Consider the following 23,444-nt stretch of genomic DNA (forward strand, 5'->3'; position numbering starts at 1 on the left):
CCCGGAGCCGCTCGGATCGAACCCGGGCGGCTCCGGCCGTCGTACCGCTCCTCCAGAGGAAATCGCACCTTGAATGCTGGGACACGCGCTCGTAACATGCGGGTCCCGGATACGAGCCATCGAGGCAGGGCGTTCAGTGACCGCGCTATCCCGCACCGAGAACGTCGCTGTAGTCAGCGCGGCGCGCGCCGGCGACAGCGACGCGATGAGTGAGCTCGCCCGGCTACAACTACCGTTCGTCTACCGTCTCGTCGCCCAGGCCATGCCCGGCGACCCCGATGTCGACGACGTCGTGCAGGACATCATGCTGCGGGCCTTCCAGCAGTTGCCCAGCCTGCGCGACCCGAAGAGCTTCCGGCCGTGGCTCGCCGCCACCGCCCTGCGCCAGATCGCGACCCACCGGACCCGGGGTGATCGGCTCGAGGGACAGGCCGCACCGCTCGACGCCGCCGTCGGCCTGCCCGACGCGGCCGCCGAGGTGGAGGGCCCGGCGCTGCTGCGGGCCGACCTCGCCACGCAACGCCGGCAGATCGGGCACGCCACCCGGTGGATGGGATCCCGGGAGCGAGCCGTCTATTCGCTGTGGTCGCTGGAGACGATCGGCGAACTGAGCCGCGCCGACACGGCCCGGGCGCTGAACGAGAGCGCCGCCAGCACGGGCGTACGCGTCCAGCGCATGCGCGAGCAGTTGGACCTGAGCCGCAAGGTCGTCGCCGCACTGGAGATGTCCCCCGGCTGCCCCGAACTCGAGGGTGTCGTCGCCGGCTGGGACAGCGTGCCGAGCGCGTTCTGGCGCAAACGCATCGGCAAGCACGTACGTTCGTGTCCCGTCTGCGCGCGGGCGACCCGCGGCCTGGTCCCGGTCGAGCGACTGCTCGCCGGGCTCGCCCTGATCACCGTGCCGGTGGCGCTCTCCGGTGCGGTGCTCGCCAAGTCCCTCGCCGTGGGCGGCGCGGCGCACGGCGCGACGGTGAGCGCGGCGACCTGGTTCGGCGGGGCCGCGCAGCTGGTCGCCGCGCATCCGGTGGTGGCCACGATCAGCGCGGTCGTCCTCGCCGCCGGTGTCGCGGTGCCGACGACCGCGATGACGACGTCCGGCCCGCACCGGCTGACCGGCTCCCCCGCACCGACCCGCTCGGCCGGGCTGCTCGCGACGGGCCGGATGTCGCTCGAGTCGACCGACTCGGTGGGCCGGTTCGTCACGGTCGCCGGCGACAACGGACTGCTCGGCCGGGTCAGCACCGCCAGCAGCCTCACCTCCCGGCAGCGGGCCACCCTGCGGGCGGTCCCGGGAATCGCCGATCCCGCGTGCTTCTCGTTCCGGGACCAGACCGGTCGCTATCTTCGCCACGCCTCCTTCCGCCTGCGGGTGAACCCGGCCGAGGGCACCGTCCTGTTCACCCGGGACGCGACCTTCTGCCCCCGGGCCGGCTCCGCCCCCGGCTCGATCACGCTGGAGTCGAAGAACTATCCGGGCTACTTCGTGCGGCACGTCGGCGACGCCCTGTGGATCGATCAGAACGACGGGAGCGCCGGTTTCCGCGCGCAGAGCTCGTTCGCCGTCCGCCCGGCGCTCGGCTGAGCCGCGGACGCACGGAACTTGATGGTGCGAGACCGCTCCCCTATCGTCGCGGAGAGGTCTCCGCAACAGCCGCCGGCCTCCCCGGACAGCAGGGAGAAGCATGGTCCGCGCCGACGCCCGGGAGAACCGCGCCCGCATCCTCGCGGCCGCCCGCGAAGCCTTCGCCGAGGATGACGACACCTCGATGAATCAGGTCGCCCAGCGGGCCGGCGTCGGGCCGGGCACCCTCTATCGCAACTATCCGTCGCGCGAGGCGCTCATCCTCGACCTCTATCAGGACGAGGTCGGCCAGCTCGTCGGCTCGGTGGCGGGCCTGCTCGAGGCGAACCCGCCGGTGGAGGCGCTGCGCCGGTGGACCACGGACCTGGTGGCCGGCATGCGCAAGAAGCACGCCCTGGGCGCCGCCCTGAGCCCGGACGCGCACAAGACGATCACCGAGCGGACGTACGCCCCGGTGCTCGCCGCGATCACTGCGCTGCTCGACGCCGGCAAGCGGGACGGCAGCATCCGCGACGATGCCGAGCCCGGCGACTTCCTGCAGTTCACCGGCGCTCTGTGGCGAGCCGCGCCGGAGCGCACCGCGCCGATGCTGGCGCTGATCCTCGACGGCCTCGACGCCCGCCGGAGCCGCTAGCGGAGAAGTCTCCGGTTACCGTTGCTAAGTGGAGACGTCTCCACTACCGTTGGCGTCACTTGTCGACGACCCGACGGAGGGCGACGGAAATGGCTGAGGTTCTGGTTACCGGTGGATCGGGATATCTCGGCAGCTGGTGCGTGCTGGCGCTGCTCGCGGCCGGCCACTCGGTCCGCACGACCGTGCGTGACCTGGCCCGCGAGCCGCAGGTGCGCGCCCAGCTGCGCAACGGCGGCGCCGACCCCGGTGACGAGCTCCGCGTGCTGCCGGCCGATCTGCGCGGCGACGAGGGCTGGCTCGACGCGGCGGCCGGCTGCGACGCGGTGCTGCACGTCGCGTCACCCACGCTGACCGGGACGCCCCGCGACGACGACGAGATGGTCCGGCCGGCCGTCGACGGCACGCTGCGCGTGCTGCGCGCGGCCCACGCGGCCGGCGTCCGACGAGTGGTGATGACCTCGGCGATCGGCGCGATCGCGTACGGGCACGAGCCGCGCGACACCCCGTTCACCGAGCGGGACTGGACCGACGTCGACGCCGGCATCCAGCCGTACCAGAAGTCCAAGACCCTGGCCGAACGCGCGGCCTGGGACTTCGTCGCCGGCCCCGGACACGGCCTGGAACTGGCCACCGTCAACCCGACAGCCGTGCTCGGCCCCGTCCTCGGCCCGGACTACGCACCGTCGCTGGGCGCCGTCGCGCGCATGCTCAAGGGCGAGATGCCGGCCCTGTTGCCGTTCGCCACCGGTTATGTCGACGTCCGCGACGTGGCCGCGCTGCACCTGCTGGCGATGACGGCACCGGTCGCCGCGGGCGAACGGTTCATCGCCACGGCCGGGCCCAGTCTGTGGATGCGTGACCTCGCCGCCATCCTGCACGACCGGCTCGGCGAGCGGGCCGCCAAGGTGCCGACCCGGGAGATGCCGCTGCGGCTCGCCCGGGGCCTGGCCCGGGTCGACCCGCGGATGCGCAGCCTGCGCGCGATCCTGGGCCGCGATCTCGACGCGACCTCGGCCAAGGCCGAGCGCCTGCTCGGCTGGCAGCCCCGGCCGATCGAGGACACCGTCGCCGAGACGGCCGAGAGCCTTCTCGCCCTGTGATCGCACCGATCGGCGCCGGGCGGCGGCGCGGGCGAGTTCTGCCGATTCGGCCGCCGAGTCGGACACGTCGGGCGGACGAAGCCCTGGCGGGTCGGCCTTTTCGCAGGTGAGACCGCCCGAAGCGCCGATCCGCCGGAACGCTGCGGCCCACAGGATCGTCGGCATGAGGCACGCGTACGACCCCGCCGGTCAGTCGAATCCGGCCCACGGCCAACGGCAGACCTTTCCCGGTCTCGTCGCCGGCACCGTCGCCGTGACCGTGGGCGGGATCCTCGGGCTCGGCGCGATCGTCTATCACTTCTCCGCCCCGGACGCGGCGGAGCAGACGACCGCCGCCGCCGAGGCCGGTGCGGACGACTCGACCGACCCAGCACCGGAGACGGCCGGACCCGCGGCACCGGCCGACCCGGGCGCCGACGTGACCGAGGACGTGGCCGTTCCCGGCGCCACCACGACCGGCGCCACCCTGACCGGCACCGCCAAGGCCGGCCCGACCAAGGCCGGCCCCATGCCGACGACGGCCGCCCAGCAGGGCATCACGTCCGGCGCCTTCTGCTCGCCGGCCGGCGCCACCGGGACGACCCCGGCCGGGCTGACCATGCGGTGCACGCGGGCGGCCGGCGAGAGTCAGGCCCGATGGCGAGCCGGCCCGGCGGCCACCACCAGACCGGCCACCACCAAGCCGGCGACCAGGCCGGCGACGGCGGCCCCGACCACGAAGCCGGCCACCGCTCCGAGCACCGCCCCGACGACCCCGGCGGCCACCAGGCCGACGACGACCGCCCCGCCGGTGACCGAGACCAGCACGGCGGCACCGCCGGCCGCCGGCGGGTGACCCGCGGCCCGCTTCCTCGTCGCGGGGCGCTCAGCTCGGGCTGATGTTCGCCACCAGCCGGGCGATGTGCGCCGAGCGCTGCTCCCGGGTGAACGGCCGGCCGGGCACGCCGGGGCGCCGCTGCCACGGGCGCGGACCGTCGGCCCGCCGGTATTCCACCCCCAGCGCGTCGAGCCGGGCCAGGTGTGTGTCCAGCCGCTCCTCGAAGTCGGCGAAGTCGCGGTCGGCCGGGCCCCACAGCGCCTCGGCGGCCGCGCACAGGCGGGGGAACGCGAGGTAGTCGACCGTACGGGGGGAGTCGGCGTGCTCGGTCCAGATGTTCGCCTGGCCGCCGAGGACGTGGCCGGCCTCGTCGTCGGTGAGCTCGGGCGGCACCGGGTCGAAGGCGTACACGTCGCGCACGCCCAGCGCGACGGCGACCGGGATCGGCTCGTCGGGCGAGTCGGACTGGCGGTAATCGAGGTAGACGCGATCCTCCGGGCACGCGACCACGTCGTAGCCGCGCCGGGCCGCGGTGACCGCGCCGGTCATGCCCCGCCAGGACGCGATGGTGGTGCCCGGGGCCAGGTCGCCCTCCAGGATCTCGTCCCAGCCGAACAGCCGGCGCCCGGCGGCGGTGAGGTGGTCGTCGAGCCGCCGGATGAACCAGGCCTGCAGATCCTCCTCCCGGCCCAGGCCCAGCTCGGCCATCCGCTGCCGGGTACGCGGGTCGGCGCGCCACTGGTCGCGGGGGCACTCGTCGCCGCCGACGCCGATCCACCGGGACGGGAAGAGCTCCAGCACCTCGTCGAGCACGCCGGTGAAGAAGTCGACGGTGGACTCCTCGGCGTTGAGCACGTTCGGGTTGATGCCCCAGCGGGTGAAGACCTCGAGGGGTGCTCCGGTGACGCCGAGCTCCGGGTAGGCGGCGAGGGCGGCCTGGACGTGGCCGGGTGACTCGATCTCGGGGACGACCGTGATGAAGCGTTCGGCGGCGTACGCGACGATCTCGCGGATGTCGTCCTGGGTGTAGTAGCCCCCGTGCGGACGGCCGTCGCCGGGGGCGTCGGGGGTGGCGCCGACCTGGCTCTCCCGCCGCCACGCCCCGACCTCGGTGAGCCGGGGGTAGCGCCGGATCTCCAGTCGCCAGCCCTGGTCGTCGGTCAGGTGCAGATGCAGGACGTTGAGCCGGTGCATCGCCATCAGGTCGAGGAACCGGAGCACGTCGGCCTTGGGCAGGAAGTGCCGGGCGACGTCGAGCATCACCCCGCGCCAGCCGAACCGCGGCGCGTCGGTGATCTCGACAGCCGGGATCGCCCAGCGCTGCCCGGCCACCGGCGCGCGGCGGTAGATCGCCGGCGGCAGCAGCTGCAGCAGGGCCTGGCAGCCGTAGAACACCCCGGCCGCCGCTCCCCCGGCGACGGTCGCCCCGTGCGATGTCACCCGGAGCCGGAAGCCCTCCGGCTCGAGCCCGTCGTCGAGCGCGAGCGTGACGGTGGCCGGCGACGACTCCCGCAACCGCAGACCGGTCGCGGGGCGCAGCGCCTGCTGCAGCCGGACGAGCACGCCGGCGAGCTCGTCCGGCGCGGCCACCGTGGTGCCGTGGTCGAGCACGAGTTCACCCTGGCCGGGAACGCGGGAGGTGGGGCGGGGGATCAACAAGGCGGAACCTAGCCCTTCACGGCGCCGGCGGACATGCCGGCGACGAGGTTGCGCTGGATGACGAGGAAGAACACGACGACGGGTACGGAGAACAGGACCGAGGCCGCCATCTGAGCACCGAAATCGGTGCCGGTGTGCGGGTTGGCGAAGGACGCGAGCCACACCGGCAGCGTGTAGCGGCTCTCGTCCGGCATGAACGTGTAGGCGAACAGGTAATCGTTCCACGCCGCGATGAAGGCGAAGATGCTGGTGGCGATCACTCCGGGGGCGACCAGCGGGAACAGGACGCTGAACAGGATGCGCCAGGGGCCGGCCCCGTCGATCTGGGCCGCCTCCTCGACCTCGTGGGGGATGGCGACGAAGAAACCGCGCATCACCCAGATCGAGAACGGCAGGACCGTCGCCACATCGGCGAGGACCAGGGCGGCGTACGTGCCGAGCAGGTCGACGCTGTTGAACATGGCGAACATCGGGATCAGCAGCGCGGTGCCGGGCAGCATCTGCACGGCCAGGATGACGACCATGATGGTGCGCCGGCCGGTGAACCGGAACCTCGACAGCGCGGCGGCGGCGAAGATGCCCAGGGCGATCGACGCGGCCACGGTCGCGGCGACCACGATGACGCTGTTGCGCAGGTCGGCCAGGAACTGCTCCTGGCCGACCGCCCGGACGAAGTTGTCCAGGGTGGGGTGTTCGGGCAGGAAGTGCGGGGTCGGCGTCAGCACCTCGGGGCGGGCCTTGAACGCGGTGTTGACCATCCAGTAGACCGGGAAGATCCACACCAGGCAGAAGAGCGCCGCGATCGAGTTGACCGGCCAGCGCCGGCGGCTTCTCACAGGTCCTCCCCGGCGCGCAGCAGGTTACGGATGTAGACGGCGGTCAGGCCGAGCAGCAGCAGGGTGGTGACCACCGAGATGGCCGCGCCCTGCCCGATCCGGAACCCGACGAACGCGGTCTTGTAGGTGAAGACGCCGAGGGTGGCGGTGGCGTCGCCGGGCCCGCCCCGCGAGACCAGCCAGATCTGGTTGAACACGTTGTAGTCCCAGATCACCGACAGGATCGTCACCAGCAGCAGGGTCGGGCGCAGGAACGTCAGGGTGATCCGGCGGTAGACGGTGCACTCGCGCGCCCCGTCGAGGCGGGCCGACTCCAGATATTCGGCGGGCACCTGGGTCTCGGCGGCGTTGAGCGTCAGGGCGATGAACGGCACCGCCTGCCAGACGATCAGGAGCCAGATGCTGACGTACGCCAGTGCCGGGTCCTGCGCCCAGTTGAGATCGGTCGTGTCACCGAAGACGCGCAGCTCGTCGAGCATCCAGTTGAGTACGCCGTAGCCGGGCTGGAACAGCCAGTTCCACACCAACGAGGACGCCACGTTCGGCATCGCCCAGGCGACGATCAGCACAATGGTGACCGTGTACCGCCAGTACCGCCCCAGCCGGGTGAGCAGGTGGGACACGCCCATCCCGAGCAGCACGCTGCCGGCCACCATCGCGGCGGTGAACAGCACCGTACGCAGCAGGGAGGCCCAGAAGGCGGGGTCTGCGAGCAGCGTGGCGTACTGGTCGAGGCCCACGCCGCGGTAGGCGCCGGTGAACAGCGTCCGCTGGTTGTAGTTGGTGAACGAGGTGAGGACGAGGAAGCCGATCGGCGCCAGCGTCACCGCTACGAGCACCAGGCCGGCCGGGCTGAGCAGCCACAGCGGGGTCAGGTCGCGCCGCCGTGCCCGCGGCGCGGCCTCCGGGGCAGCCGGTGGCGGCCTGGTCGCGTCGCGGGACGCGGTGGCGGTGCTCACCTCACTTGCCTTCGGCGAGCGTGGACTCGAGGTGCGCGTCGAACTCCCGGCCGGCGGCCTCGGGCGTCTTGGCGCCGGAGACGACGGCGGCGAAGACCTGGTTGATGCTCTTGTCGCCCTCGAGCGTGGGCCACTGGGCGGCGGCGGGGGTGGCCTTCGACGACAACGCGCCGGCGAAGAAGCCCTGCTGCTGCTCGTCGAGCCCGGCCTGGGCGGCCTTGATGCCTTCGGTGCTGTTGGGGATCCAGCCGTCCTTGCCGAAGACGTACCTGTCCTGGAAGTCGGGACCGGCGGCGATCTTCACCCACTGCAGGGCCAGGTCGGGCTCGTCGCTCTTGGCGGCGATGCCCCAGTCGGAGCCACCGAGCATCACCGGCTGGGATCTGCCCGAGGCGCCGGGGAAGGGGAACGTACCCAGGTCCTCGGCCTTGATCTGGGGGTTGGCCTTCTGGATGAGACCGATCGAGCCGCTGGTGGCCAGGATCGTGGCGGTCTTGCCGTCGGCGAACAGCTGGGTCTGGTCGGGCTGCAGGGTGTCCAGGGTCCGCGAGGCCGCCGTGGAGTACTTGTTCTGGAAGGTCTTGAAGTCGGCGAGGCCCTGCTGCGCCTCGGGGCCGGCGAGGCCGCCCTTCCAGGCGCCGCCGTCGCGCCGGGCGATGTCGCCGCCCGCGTCCCAGATCCACTGCATGCCCGCGTACCAGTACTGGCCGGGCAGGTAGAAGGGGGCGAAGTCGGCCGCCGTGTTCTTGCCCTTGAGTTTGTCGAGGGCGGCGGTCAGGTCGGCGTAGGTCTTGGGCGCCGCGGTGATGCCGGCGGCGGCCCAGGTCTTCTTGTTGTAGATGACGGCGCGGGCGCCAGCGAAGCCCGCCGCCGCGTAGAGGGCGCCGTCGACGGTGGCCGGTTCCTCGAGGCCGGCCAGCCAGGTGCGGCCCTGCTTGAGGTCGGCCCTGTACCTGGTCAGGTCGAGCAGGCCGCCGTTGGCCGCGTAGCCCGGCACCTGGGTGTTGCCCAGGTCGAGGATGTCGGGGGTGCCGGCCGTGGACAGGGCGGTGCTGATCTTCGTGGTGATGCCCTCCCACTGCTGGATCTGCAGGTCCACCTCGGCCCCGGTGGCCTGGGTGAACTGCTTGTCGAGGGCGGCCAGGGTGTCGGCGGTGTAGTCGCCGTCCATCACCCAGACGGTGATGGTCTTGCCCTCGCCGCGGGTGGTCGGGACCTTCGCCGCCGCGTCGTCGCCGCCCCCGCCGGAGCCGGACCCGCTGCTGCAGGCGCCGAGGGTCAGGACAGTCGCGGCAGCCAGGGCGGCCGCTGCGGGAAAGCGTCTCATGGGTGCTCCTTATGGGCGCGTTTCATCGACCGGCCGACCTTGGTCGCCCGGTTGGTCTGGAGTCAGGTGGTTACTTCGCCCGGCCGCGCTTACGGGTCGGGATCTTCTCGGGCAGCCGGTGGGCTTCGACCGCCCGGACGGTCAGTTCGAGTGCCTCGGCCGTGCGTTCGTAGGTGCGCTGCGCGACCGCGACGTAGATCATGTCCAGCACCAGCAGCTGGGACTGCAGAGCGGAGAGGGCGGCCAGCCGGAACGTGGTCTCCTGCACCACGGTGGTGAACAGGACGTCGGCGATCTCGGCGAGCGGGGACCGGCTGTGGCTGGTGACGGCCACGGTGAGGGCGCCGTGATCGGCGGCCTCGGCGAGGGTCTCGATCACTTCCCGGGTACGCCCGGAATGCGACAGCCCGATCGCCACGTCGCCGGGCAGCAGCAGGGCGGCGTTGGTCAGCGCGGTGTGCGAGTCGCCCCGGAACCACACCGGGACCCGGATGCGTTCGAGGCGGAACGCCATCTCCCGGGCCGCGGTGCCGCTGCTGCCGAGCCCGAAGATCTCCACCCGCTTGGCCTCGGCGATCGCGCCGGCGACCCGCTCGACGGCGGTGACGTCGAGGCCGGCGGCGGTGTCCTGGATGGCCCGGGTGTCGGCCGCGGTGACCACGTTGAGCACGTCGACGAGCGGGTCGTCGGGAGCGATGTCACCGCTGATGTCGGTCTCCCAGCGCGCCTGCTCGGCCCGGCCGGTCTCGGTCGCGATCGCCACCCGCAGGTTGGCGTAGCCCTTGAAGCCCAGCGTGCGGCTGAACCGGGTCACGGTCGCCGTCGAGGTGCCGGAGCGCTCGGCCAGGTCGACGATGCTCGCGTGGGCCGAGGAGTCGGGGTCGGCCAGGATCGTCTCGGCGATCCGGGCCAGCGCCTCCGGCATCTGCGGGCCGTCGCTGCGCAGCCGCCCGAGCAGCCCGCCACCCTCAACGCTCACGATAGTCATCCTTTTCATTGCGGCCGTTGGTGATGAAAATTACGACCGAGATCGACGGTAGTCAACAGCGGGCCGGCCGCTCGCGGCGACCGGCCCGCCTCAACTATGGATCAGCAGCGGCCGAGGTCCTGCCACTGGTCGGTCCAGCCGGGCTCCGAGCCCTGCGTCCAGTACTTGGCCTTCCACAGGTGCCTGCCCTGCCCGGAGGTGGGGCCGCCGGGGTCGCCGTACCGGCTCTTCTCGTGCTTGACCACGTTGCCGCCGGGGTAGACCGAGGTGATGCTCCACTCCGGGGCGTCCGAGCAGTTGGTCGCCGGCGTGGTGGGCGGCGGCGTGGTGGGCGGCGTGGTGCCGGGGGACGTCGGCGGGCTGGTCGGGGTGGTGCAGCCGCCCGCCGACGACGTGGTGTCCAGATAGGCGGTTCCGCCCGTGCGGTAACCGGTCGTCCGGGTGCCGATCTGAGCCGGCGACAGCACCTGGTTCTTGGCGAACAGCACCCAGTCGACCTGCTGGTTGTAGGTACTGGTGCCGCCCGTGTGGGTGGCGGTGTCGATGAACCACAGGTTCCAGTTGATGGTCATCGTCTGGCGCGGGTAGAACTTGCCGGAGTGGTCACCCACCGGCACGCCGTCGATGTAGTAGACGATGTGCCCGTTCGCGACCTGGGCCACCAGCGTGTGCCAGCCGTCGAGGCTGGCGCGCTGCTCGGAGTGCACGTTGTCGGCGAACCACGGCTCGTTGCGGTAGGTGTACCAGCTCGTCTGGTAGTTGATCGGCCCGGTCTCGCCCCAGCCGCCGTTCGGCAGGTACTCGGAGATGTCCAGCTCGGAGTAGGTCGGATCGAGGTCGCCGTCGAGCGGGCTGATCGTGAAGAACGTCTGGTTGATGTGGTCGCCGTCGGCCCCGGCGGACGGCGTGTCGGAGAACTTGACCCGGCTGGCGTACGTGCCGTCCAGGAACTTCTTCTCGGTCGAGTAGAGCTCGGCGTGCTTGGTGCCGGCGGCGGTGCCGTCCGTCGACGCGGTCAGCTGCATGACCTGGTCGCCACCCGAGTTCGGGAACGTGATGCTGTTCGGCGACCAGTTCGCCCCGGGAACGCCCGGCCCGCCCTGGTAGCTGCGCGGCGTCCAACCGTGCCCGGTCAGGGTGGCGTCGGCCGACGAGCTGTAGTGGAAGTCGTCGAACAGATAGCCGCAGTCGGCGGCCGCGGCCGACGTGCCGGAGGTGAGGGCGACGGCGCCGGAAGCGGCCAGGACCGCCGCGGCAAGACCGGCCAATCGACGTTTGTCGATCAACATGGGGATGGTCCTCCCAAGGGAGTAGGGGACTTGGGTGACCGCGCCGGCGGTCGGACCGGCGCGGGGTCTAGGCGATCCGCCGGATGCGCCCGGCGTACCGGGCCTCCAGCTCGGCGTTGTGGTTCCTGCCGCCGGCCACGTTGTCCGACTGGTAGACGGGCGGCGTCATCCCCGCCTCGACGAGCGCCGCGACCACGTCGGTGACGAGCTGCTGGGCGAGCAGCGCGGCGGTGAGCGAGCTGACCGCGCCGACCGCACCGCCGCCGGGCAGCGCCAGCGCGGCGTCACCGGTCGGCGCGCCGTTGTCCAGCACCACGTCGGCGAGGTCACCGAGCTTGTGGCCGCCGGGGTGCCGGGAGGTGACGCCGGCCGAGTGCTCGGCCGAGGTGATCGCGATCAGCCCGTGCCCGCGCTCCTTGACCAGCCGGGCCATCTCGACGACGGCCCCGTTGATGCCGGAGTTGGAGGCGATCACGAAGACGTCGTCGGGCTTGACCGGGGCCAGGTCGTAGAGGCGGTGGGCGATCTCGGTGCGGCGCTCCACCATCGGATCGGCGAGGACGTCGAGGGGTTCGCCGCCGTAGAGGACGACGTCGCGCAGGGCGATCCGGTTGGTGGGCACCAGTCCCCCGGCCCGGCCCGCGATCTCCATGGCGACCGCCTCGGAGTGGCCGCAGCCGAACGCCTGGATCACGCCGCCGTTGCGGACCGACTCCGCGAGGATGGCGACGGCCTGGCGTTTCCGCTCCACCTGACCCTCGCCGACGCGGGTGATCAGGGCCCGGACCACATCCAGGTAGGCATTGCTCGTGACGGTCACGGCGGTCCTTTCGCAGGCGGTCACGGTTTTCACTAACTGCCGTTGCTGATGAAAATTACGACCGAGGTTGCATCTAGTCAATAAGAACTTCCTATGTTTCGATCGTGACCATGAGAGACGAGCTGGTGATCGGCGTCGATGCGGGCGGCACCACCTCGCGCGCCGTCGTCGCCACCACGACCGGCGTGATCCTCGGCCGCGGCACCGCCGGACCGGGCAACCCGGTCGCCGAGGGGGCCCTGGCCGCGGCCGGGATCGGTGACGCGATCAAATCGGCGATGTCCGGCCACGATCCGGCCGGCGTGGTGGCCGCGACCCTCGGGATCGCCGGCACCAGCGTCACCGCGCACCCGGTGATCGCCGACGCGTTCGCCGCGATGTGGGAGCGGGCCGGCCTGACCTGCCCGATGAGCGTCGTCGGGGACGTCATCACGGCGTTCGCGGCCGGCACACCGGCCGCCGACGGAGTCGTGCTCATCGCCGGCACCGGCGCGATCGCCGCCGAGATCCGGGGCCACGCCATCACCCGGACCGTCGACGGGCACGGCTGGCTGCTCGGCGACGAGGGCGGCGGCCGATGGATCGGGCTGCGAGCCGTGCGTGCCGCCGTACGGCAATGGCCCGCCCCGTTCGCCACCCGGATCGCCGCCCACCTCGGCGTGGCAACCGCCGACGAGCTGATCCCCTGGGCCCAGGCCCTGCCCCTGGCCGCCATCGGCGGTCTCGCCCCGATCGTCTGCGCGGCCGCCCGGGCCGGCGACCCGATCGCTTGCCGCATCGTCGCCGACGCCGTCCACAAGCTGTTACGAACCCTCGACGCGCTCCTCCCGGCCGGCCCGACCGTGCTGGCCGGCGGCCTGCTCACCGCCGACACCCCGGTCCGCGACGGCGTCCTCGCCGCCCTGGCCGAACGCGGCGCCCCCGCGCACACCGCCGGCGACCCCGCCGCGGCCGCCGCCTGGCTCGCCGCCCGCTCCCCGGCCCACCTGCACCGAGCCTTCCTCGACTCGGGCCGGTAACCCGGGGGCGGCCGACGCGCGGACGGCCGCCCCCGGGTTACTCGTCGCGGGCGGCGGCCGGGCCGGTCATCCGGCTCAGCAACGGCATCGTCGAGGCGACCACGGCGAGCGACAGGAGGAGGCCGGCGGCGACGATCGCGTAGTAGCCGGAGCTCGGGGCCCGCAGGGCGTAGTCCATCTGGGAACGCAGGAACAGCGACGCCGCATGGAAAACTGCTTAATGCAACCTGTTGGCAATAACCAGCAAGAGCTTTTATGCTCCCGGGGAGCTTCGGGAGGCGTGATGGAGACGACGACGGCGATGCACATCGCCAACGGGATCGTGGACGGACCGGTCTCGGCCGTGTTCGCCGTCCTGGCGGCGGCGGCGCTGGCGTTCTGTGTGAAGAAGGCGCGGGCTGATCTCGACGACCGGCTGGCGCCGATGGCCGGGCTGGTCGCGGCGTTCATCTTCGCGGTGCAGATGCTCAACTTCCAGGTGCTGCCGGGCGTCTCCGGTCATCTGCTGGGCGGCACCCTCGCGGTGGTCCTGGTCGGGCCGTGGGTGGGGGCGCTGTGCGTGTCGACCGTGCTGATCATCCAGTGCCTGCTGTTCGCCGACGGCGGGCTGACCGCGCTCGGGCTGAACATCACGAACATGGCGCTGCTCGGCACCGCCGCCGGCTATCTGCTGGTCGCCGGCCTGCTGCGGATCATGCCGAAGACACCGGGCGGGCTGGGCGCGACCGCCCTGATCGCCTCCGTCGTCAGTGTCACCGTCGCGTCGCAGGGCTTCGTCCTGCAGTACGCGCTCGGCGGCACCACCGATCTGCCGCTGCCGGCGGTCGCCGGCACCATGGCCGGCGTGCACGTGCTGATCGGCATCGGTGAGGGGCTGATCGCGGCCACCACGGTGGCGACCGTCGCCCGGGTCCGGCCCGATCTGGTCTACGCGATGCGCCGCTTCCGCAAGCCCGCCACCGCCGAGATCGGAGTTCCCGCGTGAAGCACAAACTCGGCTGGTTCCTGGGCGCCGGCCTGCTGGTGGCGCTGATCCTCGCCGGGGTGGTCAGCAATTTCGCCTCGGCCAGCCCCGACGGTCTCGACGCGACCGCCCGCGACGGCTGCACGTTCGGCGCCGACGACGAGATCACCGGTGGCACCTGCATGCTCCAGCAGGAGAAGGACCACCAGATGGCCGACTCGCCGCTGGCCGACTACGGCATCAAGGGCATCGACAACCCGTACCTGTCGACCGGTCTCGCCGGGGCAGCCGGCGTGCTCATCGTCTTCGGCGTCGGGGGCGGCGCGTTCTGGCTGCTGCGCCGCCGGTCCGCCGCCGACGCCTGACATGGGGGCCGGCCACGCGCACCCGCTGCACCTCCAGCGGGACAGCCCGGTGCACCGGATCGCGCCCGAGGTGAAGATCGCGGCCACGGTGCTGTTCACGATCGTCGTGGTGCTCACCCCGCGGACGGAGTTCCTGGCCTTCGCGGGCTACGCGCTGCTCCTGGCGATCGTGGCGGCCCTGGCCCGGGTGCCCGGTGGCTGGCTGGCCCGGCGCGCCACCATCGAGCTGCCGTTCGTCCTGCTGGCGATCGCGCTGCCGTTCGCCGGGCACGGACCCCGCACCGACTGGCTCGGCCTGTCGCTGTCCGTGGACGGTCTGCACGGGGCGTGGAACATCTTCGCCAAAGGCACCCTCGGTGTGCTCGCCTCGCTGCTGCTCGCGGCGAGCACCACGATGCGCGACCTGATCCTCGGCCTCGACCGGCTGCGTTGCCCGCAGGCGTTCACCCAGATCGCGACGTTCATGCTGCGCTACCTCGACGTGCTCGCCGACGACGCCCGCCGGATGCGGATCGCCCGGCTGTCACGCGGTTACGACCCACGCTTCCTGTGGCAGGTCAAGGCGTTCGCGGTCGGGGTCGGGGCACTGTTCCTGCGCGCCTACGAACGCGGCGAGCGGGTCTACCTGGCCATGCTGGCACGTGGCTACACCGGCCGGCTGCCCGCGCCGGAAGCACCGCGGCCGCCGGTGCGGCAGTGGCTCGCCGCCGGTGCGCTGCCCGCCGCGTCGGCCGGGATCGCCCTGGTTACCGTTCTGTCATGACCCCGACGCTGCGCATCGCCGGCCTGCACTTCAGCTACCCGGACGGCACGGTCACGCTGCGCGGCGTCGACCTGAGCGTGGCGGCCGGCGAACGGGTGGCGCTGCTGGGACCCAACGGTGCCGGCAAGACCACGCTCGTGCTGCACCTCAACGGCATCCTGCACGGCGGCGCCGGCACCGTCGAGGTGGCCGGGATGCGTGTCGACCCGGCCGACCGGGCCGGCCTCGGAGAGATCCGCCGGCGCGTCGGCATCGTCTTCCAGGACCCGGACGACCAGCTGTTCATGCCGACGGTCGCCGAGGACGTGGCGTTCGGCCCGGCCAACCTCGGTCTGCGCGGCGAGGAACTGCGCAACCGGGTGGCCGAGGCGCTGACCGCGGTCGGGATGGGCGCCTTCGGCGAGCGCGCGCCGCAGCACCTGTCGTTCGGCCAGCGCCGCCGGGTCGCGGTCGCCACCGTGCTGGCGATGCGCCCCGAGGTGCTGGTCCTCGACGAGCCGTCGTCCAACCTCGACCCGGCCAGCCGGCGCGAGCTCTACGAGATCCTGACCGGCCTGCCGATCACGATCCTGATGGTGACGCACGACCTGCCGTACGCCATGCAGTTGTGCTCCCGCTCGGTGATCCTCGACGAGGGCCGCATCGCGGCCGACGGGCCGACGCCGGACCTGCTCGCCGACCCCGCGCTGCTCGAGAAGCACCGGCTGGAGCTGCCGTTCGGCTTTCACCCGGCCCACCCCAGCAGCTGAAAGTTCCTTGATCACGCGGGAACCGTTCGCCGGTGGGTGCCGACCAATGCTTCAAGTGACCGCCGTCACGGCCGAGCCCCGCCCCATGAGGTGACCATGTCGACGACCGCTCCACCTTCGCCAACCGCGCGGATTCCCCGGCGGCTGACCGCTCCCGCGCGCGGTTTCGGCCCGTTGCTGCTCCGCCTGCATTTCTACGCCGGTGTCTTCGTGGCGCCGTTCCTGTTGCTGGCCGCGCTCAGCGGCCTCGCCTTCGTGTTCTCGCCGCAGATCGACCGGCTGGTCTACGCCGACGAGCTGATCGTCGCCGATCCGGGCGGCCCGGCCCGGCCGATGTCCGAGCTCATGGCCACGGCCCGGGCCACCCATCCGGAGGGTGCGGTGATCGCGATCCGGCCCGGCACGGGCGAGCGGAGCACCCAGATCGACTTCAGCTCGCCGGCGCTGGACGCCGAGCACGCCCACACGGTCTACCTCGACCAGTACACCGGCGCGGTCACCGGGCAACTGACCACGTGGTGGACCAGCACGCCGACCCAGACGTGGCTGGACGACCTGCACACCAGCCTGCATCTGGGCAAGTGGGGCCACCTCTACTCGGAGTTCGCCGCCAGCTGGCTGGCGGTCCTCGCCCTCGGCGGGCTGCTCCTGTGGTGGCGCCGCCAGCGCGGGCGCCGCATGCTCACCCCCGATTTCAAGGCCAGGCGAGGTGTACGCCGGACCCGCGGCTTCCACGCCTCCCTGGGTGCGTGGCTGACCCTGGGCCTGCTGTTCCTCGCCGCCACCGGCCTGACCTGGTCCGACTATGCCGGCGCCAACTTCGGCAAAGCGGTGGACGCGCTGCGGGGCAGCCGCCCCGCGGTGGCCACGACGCTGACCGGGGCCGGCCTCGCGGCCGCCGGCGGACATCACGGCATGGGCGCCGCCCCGGCCGCGCCGAGCGCCGCCGACCCCGCCACGCAGGTCGACTCGGTGCTGAAGGTCGCCGCCGACAACGGCATCACCCGGTCGGTCGCGGTGACCGTGCCCGCCGACAGCGGCACCGCCTGGACGATCACCGAGAACAAGGCGACCTGGCCGCTCGGGCGCGACAGCATCGCCGTGGACGGCGCCACCGGCAAGGTCACCGACCGCAGCGACTTCGCCGACTGGCCGGTCATGGCCAAGCTGACCCAGTGGGGCATCTACGCCCACATGGGCAACCTGTTCGGGCTGGCCAACCAGCTGCTGCTGGCCGCCTTGGCGATCGGCCTGAGCTGCGTGCTCGTCTGGGGTTACCGGATGTGGTGGCAGCGCCGGCCCACCCGCGCCGACCGCCGCTGGACCGTGGGCGCCGCGCCGGTCGGCCGCGGCGCCTGGCAGCAGCTGCCGCCCTGGGCCATCGTCGTCGGCGTGCCGCTGGTGTTCGCGGCCGGCTGGTTCGTCCCGCTGCTCGGCCTGCCGCTGCTGGCGTTCCTGCTGGCCGACATCGTGCTCGGCGAGCTCCGCAACCGCCGGAACTTCCGGCCCGCGCCGGAGACCCCGGTCTCCCCCGCCCCGGCCGGCAGCTGACCGCCGGACACCGGTCCGCCCCGGCCGCGGTGACCAGGAACCCGGGTGCTGCCGTGGATGGCAGCACCCGGGCCGGCGTCAGCCCTTCTCCGCCCGGGTGCGGGCGGCGCGGCGCCGGCCGGACAGTGCGAAGTAGGCACCGAGCGAGGCGAGGAGAATGCCGGCCGCGACCAGCCCGGCCAGCACCGGGGCGGGGAGGCCGGCGGAGCTGTCCGGGGCTGCCGCGGCCGCTTCGGAAGCCCGGCCGGCGGCGGGCAACGCCGGGTCGGCCACGGTGAACGGGTAGGCGCCCTGCACCGTGTGCCCGTCGAGCGAGACCACCCGGTAGGCGACCGTGTAGACGCCGTTGCCGAGCGGCTGCTCCAGGGTGATCGTTGCGCGCGCGTCGGCGATCGCCGGAGCCGAGGCCGGGACCCGCCGCGCGGCGGCGTCGCTGAGGACGATCGTGGTGAAGTCGGGGTTGAGTTTCTGGCTGAACACCAGGCTGACCGCGGCCGGTGCCGCGGTCAGCCGGGCGTCCCTGGCCGGGTCCGACGTGACCAGCGCGGTGTGCGCCCACGCCGGGGTGCCGGGCAGCAGCACCACGAGCAGGGTGGCGGCGGCGAGCAGCAGCCGCCTCACCCCAGCACCTGTTCGCCGATCCAGCCGCCCTCGGCGCAGCCCGGCGGGATCGCGAAGACGGCCGACCCGATCGGGGTGATCCACTCGTTCAGCAGGTCCCGCTCGGCCAGCCGCTGCTGGATCGGCAGGAACTGCCGGACGATGTCCCGCTGATAGGCCGCGAAGATCAACCCCGCGTCCGGCTGCCCGGCCGCGTTCGGCATGCCGTCATAGTTGTACGGCCGGCGCAGGATCTTCAGCTCCGGATCGGTGACGTGGGCCCGGGTCACGTGCGAGTAGTCGGGCATGGCCGGCAGTCCGGACTCGTCGAGGGCGGTGAAGTTCGGCTCGTCGCGCTCCGCGGTGCCGCTCAACGGAGCTCCCGAGACGAGGCGGCGGCCGGTCGCGTTCTCCTTGTCCGCCACCGACAGGATGTCCCACTTCTCGATCTCGGCCCGGATCCGCCGCACGACGAGGGTGCTGGAGCCGTCGGGGTTCCACACGGCCGGGTCGATCTCGGCGGCACCGCGCGGGTTGGCGGTGCCGTCGAGCTGGCCGAGCACGTTGCGTTGAGTGTGTTCCGGGGCCTGCACGCCGGGGCTGCGCCGGAAGCCCTGCTGCACCCAGCGGACCGCGGCGAACGGCCGGGCGTCCTTGATCAGCATCCGCTGGGTGTGCGCCACCGTCAGCGGGTCGTCGGCGCAGATCTGCAGTAGCAGGTCCCCACCGGACCAGCGCCGGTCGAGCCGGTCGATCTTGAACGGGGGCAGGTCGGCGACCGGCGCCTCGAGCCCGGCCGCCGGGTAGAGCCCCGGCCCGAAGCCGAAGGTGACGGTCAGCCGGGCCGGCAGCACCGCGAGGGTGGCGTCGGTGTCGCCGAGCGCCGGGGCGCCCTGGGTGAGCCGGGCCGCGTCGTCGGAGAGCAGCCGCAGCATCCGGGTCAGGGCCCGCCGGTCGGTGCCGGGGTGCAGGGTGAAGGCCACGAAAGCGGCGTGCGCCGGCGGATCGTCGGACACCCCGGCCTGGCGTGGACCGTGGAACGCGACGGTCGCGGTGCCGGTGTCCAGCGGCGTCGCGACCGCGGTCGGCACCGGCGACCCATGGCCGGCGAGAGCGGCGACCGCGCCCGCCCCGGCCGCCGTGCCGAGCCCGGCAACGGCGGCCCCACCGAGAAGGCGACGGCGGTTCAGCACTGCGCCCCGCCGTTCGCCGACGCCGACGGCCAGTGCGCGAGTCGGCGGGATATCACGGGGCGCTGCTGGTCGTCGGCGCCATCGGCATGCCGGCGGACGGCATCTTCATGTCCGGCGCGTAGCTCTCGCCGGCGCCGGCGAACGGCTTCGCGATCGCGGTGAACGGAACGGCCGTACCGTCGGCGAGCTTGAGGGTGAACGCCACCTCGTCGCCCGCCTCGATGGCCTTGGCCGGCTTCATCAGCATCAGGTGGTCGCCGCCGGGCGAGAGTTCGTGGCTGCCGCCCGCCTTGATGACGAAGCCGCCCGGCTTGGGCTGCATGACCATCTGTCCGTCCTTCATGGTCATCTCGTGCAGTTCCATCGGCGACGCCGCCGATTCGGCGGAGACCACAGTGATGTCGGCGGCCGTGCCGTTGGTCAGCACACCGAACGCGGCGGTCATCTCGCCGGCCGGGGCGGCCTTGACCCACGGATCCTTCATCGTCAGGGCCGCGGCACTCGCGGACGGGCCGGCGGCGCTGCCGGCCGGCTTGCCGCTGCCGCTCGCCTCGTTGCTGCCACCGCATCCGGCCAGGCCGAGCGCGGCTACCACACCCACTGCCGCGACAACCATGGAAAGTGTATTTTTCATGACATCCATCCGTTGGTGGGGTCTTCGCAGCATTGGTCTGCTCGACCGGACGGATAGTTCCCGGCCCCGAAGAATTTCCGCGAGTCAGTCGGCGCGCCGGGACGCGTCGGCCGCCGCGGCGAGGAACGCGTTGTAGCGAGCGAGCTCGTCCTGCTCCCCCGCCGCCTCGGCACGGTCGGCGGCCCGGTCGAGGCGCGCCTGCTCGCGCTCGTCGGAACGGATCCACTGACGGACCAGAAGAAGCATGATCACGACCGCCGGGGCCTCCCCCAGGCCCCAGGCCAGACCGGCGCCGAGGCGCTGGTCGGCGAGAAGCGACGCGGCCCACGGCGGATGCACCGCGGTGTACCAGTCGGCGGCGATCACGTACGTCTGCTGCAGCAGCACGAAGCCGAAGAACGCGTGCGCCGCCATCGCCAGGAAGTGCACGACGGTGAGCAGCGCCGGGTGGACCTGGCGGCGGCCCGGATCGGTCCCGATGAGAACCCAGAAGAGCAGATAACCGGCGAGCACGAAATGTACGAGCATGGCCAGGTGGCCGAGGTGGTAACGCATGATCGTGCCGAGCAGGCCACCCATGTAGAGGCCGTAGAGGCTGAGCACGTAGATGCCGAGCGCGACCAGCGGATGGCTGAGGAATCGCAGGTAACGGCTGTGCAGCACGACCAGCAGCCACTCGCGGGCGCCGCGCACCTGCGGGTCGGCCGGGCGGCGCAGCGCACGCAGGGCGAGGGTGACCGGGGCGCCGCCGACGAGCAGGATCGGCACCACCATCGTGAGCACCATGTGCTGGATCATGTGGACGCTGAACAGCACGTACGCGTAACGCGCCACGCCGAGGCCGGTGATCGCCCAGAACAGCAGCAGCCCGCCCACCCAGGAGGCGGTACGGGCGACCGGCCACGGGTGCCCGGCGCGGTGCATCCGCCGTACCCCGGCCAGGTAGGCGCCGATGCCGACGACCACGGCGGTCAGCAGGAACAGGTCCGGCAGCGGGCCCCCGAGCAGCCGGGCGGCCGTGATCGGGCCGGGCTGGTCGAAGCCGAGGAGTTCGACGAGCGGGTCCGGGCCCTCGCTCGGTTGCGGGGTGGGACTGCGCGACAGCGCCACCGCCAGACCGACGGCGGCCCCGAGCACGACCAGCTCACCGGCGGCCAGGCGCAGGAACGCCCGCGGCCGGGCGGCGCGCAGGGCCGGCAGGGTACGGCTCCGGTGGGCTGCCCCGAGCACCCCGACGATCAGCAGGGCCAGCACCTTGAGCAGCACCAGTGCCCCGTACCGGCTGGCCCATAACGCGTCCCAGGTGCCGAGCCGGACGGCCGCGTTGACGACGCCACTGATCGCGGTGGCGGTGAAACAGCCGAGCGCGAGCCGGCTGTAACGGGCGGCGGTGTCGGCGAACCGGCGGTGCCGGCGCACCAGCAGCAGCCCGGCGAGCCCACCCACCCACAGCGAGGCGGACAGCACGTGGACGGCCAGGCTGCTGACCGCGATCTGATGGTTGCCGGCCCCGGCGGCGTGGCCGGTGAACGCCGGCGGCAGCAACGCGGCCGACGCGAGGCCCGCGGTGAGTGCGGCGGCACCGCGGCTCACGCCGGCCCGGCTGACCACCACCACGGCCAGGGCCAGGGCGGCTTGCCACAGCAGAGATTGTCCTTGCGCGACGGAGAACGCGAAGCTGAGTACGGCCTGGCGGCTGAGGCCCTCCAGCGGCGTACCCAGAAGATCGGAGACCGTGAGAAAGACCAGCCCCACCGACAGCACCGCCCAGCCCAGCGCCAGCCAGGTGGCCCGCCGCAGCAGCCGCCACCCGTGCGCGGCCACGCTGCCGCCGTCGCCGGGCAGCAGGAACGCCGCGGTGACGGCAAACCCCACAGTGAGCACGCCCACCAGCTCGGCCAGCATCGTCACCACCGGCAGCGCCCACTCGGTCAGCCGACCCGGTGCCGGAATTCCCGGCAGCACCCGCCCATCCACCGCCCCACCGAACAACAGCCCCCCGACCAGCACGGCCGCCGCCGCACCCCCCGCCCCCGCCAGCACGGCAGGCGTCTTCACCTCACTACGCACGTACTCCCAGTCGTTCGCACAGCCCCCAAAGTTCCCCACTGTGGCCCGTCCCTCAGCTCGCTCCCCTCCAGGCCCTCGCCCATCGTCGCGAGGTGCGCGCAAACCCGTTTCATGAATCATTTCCCGCGCATATATCTCGCCACACAATCCACCATCAATGCGCGAGACCCAGTTTCCCTCAGCACCAATCTCGCCGACCCGCATCGGCACTTTTTCAGCCAAGCCGTCATCACCACATCGCGAATCCGCGGTGCCGCCCTGACACGCTCACGAAAAGGCATCGCAGGTAAGACGAGGATCGCCTTTTCGCGCAGTTGATCCGCCTCGATCACGCCGCGCCGGATTCGCCGGGGGCCCATCCCACCGCACATCCTCGATCCGAGGTGGAAGCTCACCTGGCCGCACCGGGACGACCCACCACACGACCTCGACGTGAGCCACCTCGCGGCACCGGAACGACCCCCGTTTCTGGCCGGTCCCACCTCGCAAGCCTGGCCGGAGGCGCGGACCGCACGAAGGAGCCGGACCGCGCGGAAGAGCCGGACCGCGCGGAAGAGCCGGACCGCCCGGAAGAGCCGGACCGCCGGGAGGAGCCGGAGCGCCCGGAGGAGCCGGACCGCGCCGCCGCGCAGGCTCCTTGCGGCTTGCAGGCTCGCCTTGGTCCGCGAACCCCTCCCCGCTCGCGCGGCCCGCCCCACCCAAGGAGCTGGATCGACAGGCGGTCCGAGGCCGCACGGACCCAGACCGCACGGACCCAGACCGCACGAATTCGGCCGGCCGCACGGACTCGGGCCCCACGGACTCAGACCGCATGGACTGGGGCCCCACGGATTCGGCCGGCCGCGCGGGCCTTGACTGGGCTGCGCGAGTCGCCTGAGCAGCTGTTTCAAACTCGGGCGCGGACTCGGCCCGGGCCACCGGGACAGCCTGCGGAACGGCTTCGCCCAGCGGCGCGGATTCCGCCTGCCCGGCGTCGACCACAACCGGCTGCGCCGCGTCGGACGACAGGTCACGCTCGGCTGCAACTGCCGGAGACGTCGGCCGGCGCGTCAAAGTCGCGTCAGCCGGCCAGATCAACGGCGGGACCGCCTCGACCGAATCGTGCAGGCCCAACTCGCCGCACTGCCGCGAGCAACCGTGCGACCGGCACGTCTTCCATCCGTAGCGCCGTGCGAGCCCCCACCGCCGATGACGCTCGTGCTCGCGACGAAACTCATCATTGCCCGGCGACCAATTACGCGCCCTCGTGCGATCCCGCAAAGCAACCGTCACCGGCCGGGAGAAGAATGAGAGCTGCTGGTACTCCATGCAAAGATTATCCCGCCCCAACAATGCGCCACGCCAACAGTCGATCATGCCAACTCCTAATTTTTCGGAGCACAGAAGCGACCAAAGAGCGGCGGGCGGAATACACTGCCGAGGTACGCAGGAAATACGCCAAAGAACAGGGGGTGGAGGTTTCGACGAAATGCCGGGAAAGCTGCCGTCACCGCCGAAGCGCGACCCAGCGGTCAACGCCGGCGCC

General features: G+C 72.3%; 22 protein-coding genes. 10 read left to right on the plus strand and 12 right to left on the minus strand.

What is annotated here, in order from left to right; all coding sequences use genetic code 11:
• Window positions 1-136: 136 nt before the first annotated feature.
• The 4 genes from Afe05nite_RS40900 (at window position 137) to Afe05nite_RS40915 (ending at window position 4,151) form a co-directional block, all read left to right on the plus strand.
• Window positions 137-1,582, plus strand: coding sequence for an AbfB domain-containing protein (locus Afe05nite_RS40900; RefSeq protein WP_239118588.1), 1,446 nt, complete (start codon window positions 137-139; stop codon window positions 1,580-1,582).
• 100 nt (window positions 1,583-1,682) lie between these two features.
• The gene (locus Afe05nite_RS40905; protein WP_203822736.1) at window positions 1,683-2,216 is read left to right on the plus strand and encodes a TetR/AcrR family transcriptional regulator; all 534 of its coding nucleotides are present in this window, start codon (window positions 1,683-1,685) and stop codon (window positions 2,214-2,216) included.
• A gap of 89 nt (window positions 2,217-2,305) precedes the next feature.
• Window positions 2,306-3,316, plus strand: coding sequence for an SDR family oxidoreductase (locus Afe05nite_RS40910; protein ID WP_203822737.1), 1,011 nt, complete (start codon window positions 2,306-2,308; stop codon window positions 3,314-3,316).
• A gap of 163 nt (window positions 3,317-3,479) precedes the next feature.
• Window positions 3,480-4,151: a hypothetical protein gene (locus Afe05nite_RS40915; RefSeq protein WP_203822738.1), complete on the plus strand. Its 672-nt coding sequence runs from the start codon at window positions 3,480-3,482 to the stop codon at window positions 4,149-4,151.
• Between the two features lie 30 nt (window positions 4,152-4,181).
• On the opposite strand, the gene Afe05nite_RS40920 is transcribed toward Afe05nite_RS40915, so the two are convergent.
• The 7 genes from Afe05nite_RS40920 to Afe05nite_RS40950 form a co-directional block, all read right to left on the minus strand.
• Window positions 4,182-5,792 (minus strand): beta-N-acetylhexosaminidase, encoded by a 1,611-nt coding sequence (locus Afe05nite_RS40920; protein WP_239118589.1) that lies wholly within the window; start codon window positions 5,790-5,792, stop codon window positions 4,182-4,184.
• Between the two features lie 8 nt (window positions 5,793-5,800).
• On the minus strand, window positions 5,801-6,628 hold the full coding sequence (locus tag Afe05nite_RS40925) for a carbohydrate ABC transporter permease (protein ID WP_239118590.1): 828 nt from the start codon (window positions 6,626-6,628) through the stop codon (window positions 5,801-5,803).
• The gene (locus Afe05nite_RS40930; RefSeq protein WP_203822739.1) at window positions 6,625-7,587 is read right to left on the minus strand and encodes a carbohydrate ABC transporter permease; all 963 of its coding nucleotides are present in this window, start codon (window positions 7,585-7,587) and stop codon (window positions 6,625-6,627) included. Before Afe05nite_RS40930 ends, Afe05nite_RS40925 begins: the two co-directional genes overlap by 4 nt.
• Before the next feature lies 1 nt (window position 7,588).
• A complete protein-coding gene (locus tag Afe05nite_RS40935) occupies window positions 7,589-8,914 on the minus strand; it encodes an extracellular solute-binding protein (protein ID WP_203822740.1) in 1,326 nt (441 codons plus the stop codon).
• Between the two features lie 70 nt (window positions 8,915-8,984).
• A complete protein-coding gene (locus Afe05nite_RS40940; protein WP_203822741.1) occupies window positions 8,985-9,893 on the minus strand; it encodes a MurR/RpiR family transcriptional regulator in 909 nt (302 codons plus the stop codon).
• A 110-nt stretch (window positions 9,894-10,003) separates the two neighbouring features.
• Complete coding sequence (locus Afe05nite_RS40945) at window positions 10,004-11,191, minus strand: family 16 glycosylhydrolase (protein WP_203822742.1); 1,188 nt, start codon at window positions 11,189-11,191, stop codon at window positions 10,004-10,006.
• 67 nt (window positions 11,192-11,258) lie between these two features.
• On the minus strand, window positions 11,259-12,011 hold the full coding sequence (locus Afe05nite_RS40950; protein ID WP_203822743.1) for a sugar isomerase domain-containing protein: 753 nt from the start codon (window positions 12,009-12,011) through the stop codon (window positions 11,259-11,261).
• Between the two features lie 110 nt (window positions 12,012-12,121).
• Here Afe05nite_RS40950 and Afe05nite_RS40955 point away from each other — a divergent pair, with 110 nt between their 5' ends.
• Entirely contained in the window at window positions 12,122-13,030 is a 909-nt protein-coding gene (locus Afe05nite_RS40955) for an N-acetylglucosamine kinase (protein WP_203822774.1), read from the plus strand.
• Between the two features lie 37 nt (window positions 13,031-13,067).
• Here the strand turns inward: Afe05nite_RS40955 and Afe05nite_RS40960 are convergent, their stop codons facing one another.
• On the minus strand, window positions 13,068-13,208 hold the full coding sequence (locus Afe05nite_RS40960; protein WP_203822744.1) for a hypothetical protein: 141 nt from the start codon (window positions 13,206-13,208) through the stop codon (window positions 13,068-13,070).
• Between the two features lie 105 nt (window positions 13,209-13,313).
• On the opposite strand from Afe05nite_RS40960, the gene Afe05nite_RS40965 reads away from it, so the two are divergent.
• From Afe05nite_RS40965 to Afe05nite_RS40985, 5 genes are all read left to right on the plus strand, one after another.
• Entirely contained in the window at window positions 13,314-14,015 is a 702-nt protein-coding gene (locus tag Afe05nite_RS40965) for an energy-coupling factor ABC transporter permease (protein WP_239118592.1), read from the plus strand.
• Window positions 14,012-14,359 carry a PDGLE domain-containing protein gene (locus Afe05nite_RS40970; RefSeq protein ID WP_203822745.1) on the plus strand — a complete coding sequence of 116 codons (348 nt, stop codon included), beginning with the start codon at window positions 14,012-14,014 and terminating at the stop codon, window positions 14,357-14,359. The genes Afe05nite_RS40965 and Afe05nite_RS40970 overlap by 4 nt, the downstream gene beginning before the upstream one ends.
• Before the next feature lies 1 nt (window position 14,360).
• Complete coding sequence (cbiQ, locus tag Afe05nite_RS40975; protein ID WP_203822746.1) at window positions 14,361-15,122, plus strand: cobalt ECF transporter T component CbiQ; 762 nt, start codon at window positions 14,361-14,363, stop codon at window positions 15,120-15,122.
• On the plus strand, window positions 15,119-15,871 hold the full coding sequence (locus Afe05nite_RS40980; RefSeq protein ID WP_203822747.1) for an energy-coupling factor ABC transporter ATP-binding protein: 753 nt from the start codon (window positions 15,119-15,121) through the stop codon (window positions 15,869-15,871). Before cbiQ ends, Afe05nite_RS40980 begins: the two co-directional genes overlap by 4 nt.
• Before the next feature lie 96 nt (window positions 15,872-15,967).
• Complete coding sequence (locus Afe05nite_RS40985) at window positions 15,968-17,422, plus strand: PepSY-associated TM helix domain-containing protein (RefSeq protein ID WP_203822748.1); 1,455 nt, start codon at window positions 15,968-15,970, stop codon at window positions 17,420-17,422.
• Window positions 17,423-17,500: 78 nt separating this feature from the next.
• Here Afe05nite_RS40985 and Afe05nite_RS40990 read toward each other — a convergent pair whose 3' ends face one another.
• From Afe05nite_RS40990 to Afe05nite_RS41005, 4 genes are all read right to left on the minus strand, one after another.
• Window positions 17,501-18,043: a copper resistance CopC family protein gene (locus tag Afe05nite_RS40990; RefSeq protein ID WP_203822749.1), complete on the minus strand. Its 543-nt coding sequence runs from the start codon at window positions 18,041-18,043 to the stop codon at window positions 17,501-17,503.
• Window positions 18,040-19,212, minus strand: a complete 1,173-nt coding sequence (locus tag Afe05nite_RS40995; RefSeq protein WP_203822776.1) for a Dyp-type peroxidase — start codon at window positions 19,210-19,212, stop codon at window positions 18,040-18,042. Before Afe05nite_RS40995 ends, Afe05nite_RS40990 begins: the two co-directional genes overlap by 4 nt.
• Window positions 19,213-19,267: 55 nt before the next feature.
• Window positions 19,268-19,858, minus strand: a complete 591-nt coding sequence (locus Afe05nite_RS41000; protein WP_203822750.1) for a copper chaperone PCu(A)C — start codon at window positions 19,856-19,858, stop codon at window positions 19,268-19,270.
• A 75-nt stretch (window positions 19,859-19,933) separates the two neighbouring features.
• A complete protein-coding gene (locus Afe05nite_RS41005) occupies window positions 19,934-21,907 on the minus strand; it encodes a bifunctional copper resistance protein CopD/cytochrome c oxidase assembly protein (protein WP_239118595.1) in 1,974 nt (657 codons plus the stop codon).
• Window positions 21,908-23,444 lie beyond the last annotated feature (1,537 nt).

This window comes from Paractinoplanes ferrugineus (assembly GCF_016862195.1).
Lineage (GTDB): Bacteria > Actinomycetota > Actinomycetes > Mycobacteriales > Micromonosporaceae > Actinoplanes > Actinoplanes ferrugineus.